General features: G+C 25.7%; 2 protein-coding genes. Both read left to right on the top strand.

The features are described 5' to 3' along the window. Nucleotides 1-122: 122 nt before the first annotated feature. Nucleotides 123-611 (top strand): hypothetical protein, encoded by a 489-nt coding sequence (locus tag BLU40_RS17310; RefSeq protein ID WP_090126759.1) that lies wholly within the window; start codon nucleotides 123-125, stop codon nucleotides 609-611. 158 nt (nucleotides 612-769) lie between these two features. Continuing rightward, nucleotides 770-1,456, top strand: a complete 687-nt coding sequence (locus BLU40_RS17305) for a hypothetical protein (RefSeq protein WP_090126756.1) — start codon at nucleotides 770-772, stop codon at nucleotides 1,454-1,456. Nucleotides 1,457-2,563: the final 1,107 nt, after the last annotated feature.

The following is a 2,563-nucleotide window of genomic DNA, read 5'->3' as shown; positions in this document are numbered from 1 at the left end:
CTTACGAAAATCCTATCGGATTTTCTTGGTCAGTAATTATTTACTAAATTTAATGCTGAAACACTCAACAAAACATACCAAAAACCGTTGTACACTATTTCGGATGATAATTGAAAATATTTATGAAAGAGAATTCAATAATAAAAAAGACATCTAAATCAGTTTCAGAAAATACAGACCAAATTATTAATCAATTAAAATCTGGATTATCAAAAATTGGAGAATTTGGAACAAATACGAAAAATAAGTTTCTGAATTATGTTAAAGAAGTATTTGATGTTTTACCACTGATTGAAAAAGCAGGTTTCAGAACGAATCGACTAATTGTAGGAATTACAGTTCCACCATCAATAGAAATCCACGTGAGTAGATTTAAGGATGTTGATAAATCAAAATTAGATGAGCTGTATGAGGAATATAAAGACAGAAAAATGTTTAAGTTGATTTTAAAATCTTTGATAATGTCAAATGATTTTCAAAGCAAATTATCGTCTGATAGTTTAGTATTTAGCGAGACTTGTATAGAAATTTCAATTCCTCCGAAAGTAAGTATAAAATATCTGAATAAAGATATTGCGAACATAAATAAAATTGAAACTGAATTTGATTAAAAAACAGTGTACAACAACTGGTATATTTTATTGTTTGGTTCTAGCACACTTACGAAAATCCTATCGGATTTTCTTGGTCAGTAATTATTTACTAAATTTATAGCTTAATCACTCAACAAAACATACCAAAAACCGTTGTAACACATATTGAAGAAATTATGAGTAAACCACTAACCATTTTGATTTTTCTGATTATTTTTTCATCCTGTAAAAATAATTCGATAGAGACAGAAAAAGAAATTCAATCTGTACAGAAAGTGTTAGATTTTTATGGAGGAAAATGTATTAAACATAAAGGATTCAAAACTGAAAAGGAAAATTCAATAAAATTTTATGAATTAGAGATGCTTGATAGCGATTTTCTTGATAAAAATTATGAGATTTTAAAATCACTTTCAGGAAATATTGCATATTTATTTTATTCTAATTTAGACAATGAAAAAGAGAATTACAACCAAGTTAGAGTTACGATTAATTCGAAAAATGGAACAAAATCAGAATACCATTATTCAGAAACTAAACTTGAGCAAATTGAAAGGTTGATTCCTAATATTGAGAATATTTCGAACTATATTTTGAATAAGGATTATGATTCTATCTACAATTTATTTGATAAATCGATTGAATTGAAAATTGATGATATAAAAAATATATATACAAAAATTGAGAATGACTTTGGAAAATTAAAGAAATCCCAAATAAGAGGATTTGAATTTTATGATGAAAAAGAATTTGACCATTATTTGAAAGTTGAGATAGTTCAAATAAGAGAAAATAAAAATCTGATAATGATTTTAATTTTCAATAGAAATAACTCAAAATTAATAGGAATTGATTATTTGTAAAAAATACGTGTTACAACAACTGGTATATTTTATTGTTTGGTTCTAGCCTACTTACGAAAATCCTATCGGATTTTCTTGGTCGGTAATTATTTACTAAATTTATAGCTAAATTACTCAACAAAACATACCAAAAACCGTTAGCTACAATTACGAAATAAAAATCCGTACTCAAGAACTTAACTGAAAAAGTAAAAGATGGATTAAATTTGATTAAGATGAGTAACAAGTTTTGGAAATAAATTCTCATATGCCTCAAAAGTTGAACTAATTTTTGAAAGATTAATTAATCGATAATGATTTAAAAAAAATAGAACAGATAAAGCTTTTAATCACTTCATTAAACTTTACTGAGAAAAAATTGCAGAAAAAAACACTAAAACATTGATTAGTAAGACATTTCAAAATCATAATAAGTGTTAAAATTAACGAAAACAATCAAACTTATTTGGATTTCTGTAAATGATGTATTATATTTGCAACATAATTAAAAGACTTGTTGCGTCAACAACAAGCCTTATGATTAATAAATAAAACTAACCACTTTGGTTAGAGTAACGTGGAACTATAGGAAAAATAGTCTGATAAAACTTATAACGGTACGAACGAAAAGTTTTATCTCTTGTTTATAGACAATCCACCACTTTGGAGTCCTTTCAATATGTTTATCCAATAGGATTTAATATTTGATTAATAAATTCTCCTAACTTAAGACCTAGGAGTTCTAGCCTTTTTTATTCATAATTCATTTATTTTAACTTATAATTTCTTATAAGTGGTTCATATTTTGCAAATATACGAAAAAAAATCGACAATTCATATATTTTAACACTTTATATTTGTTTAATTGATTTATTTTTATTATGAGTGATTTTTAAAAAAAAACTGTAGCTAACAATTGGTATATTTCATTGTTTGGTTTTAGCACACTTACGAAAATCCTAAAGGGATTTTCTTGGTCAGTAATTATTTACTAAATTTATAGCTAAATCACTCAACAAAACATACCAAAAACCGTTGCCTACAATGGCGGATTTCACATCTGAAATCCACATTTTAGTCATTTAAGATAAAAATAGTTAGGCTGACAGAGACACGAGAAAATTAATT

This window comes from Lutibacter oricola (genome assembly GCF_900106565.1).
Lineage (GTDB): Bacteria > Bacteroidota > Bacteroidia > Flavobacteriales > Flavobacteriaceae > Lutibacter > Lutibacter oricola.
The sequence above is the reverse complement of the archived record's forward strand: the minus strand, read 5'-3'. Positions and strand labels throughout refer to the sequence as shown.